The 216-nt window shown below is 48.6% G+C and carries 1 protein-coding gene; it reads left to right on the top strand.

All coding sequences use genetic code 11. The annotated features are described in order from the left end of the window. Nucleotides 1-216: hypothetical protein (locus H6B10_RS17735; RefSeq protein ID WP_204652592.1), on the top strand; the 216-nt coding region annotated here is incomplete at both ends.

Below are 216 nucleotides of genomic sequence, written 5' to 3'. Positions count from 1 at the left end.
ACTTTCTTCGCGCTGGCTGTCGGAGGAATAGCGGGCATATATTACGGCTTTCATATTTACACAACCTTTCGTTATTTCGTGGGTGGCTTGCCCACCTTGCCGGGGGCGTTACCCTTGATTTCCTCCAATTCAAAAATTCTCGCTTGTCAAGGTCTGGCGAAGCCAGTTCATTTTAACCTTGACGGGCGGGAATTTTTGAATATCCTTCGCAAGGGG

The sequence above is a fragment of the Gemmiger formicilis genome (assembly GCF_016901605.1).
Taxonomy (GTDB): Bacteria; Bacillota; Clostridia; order Oscillospirales; family Ruminococcaceae; genus Gemmiger; species Gemmiger formicilis_B.
This window is presented reverse-complemented; position numbering and strand designations above follow the sequence as displayed.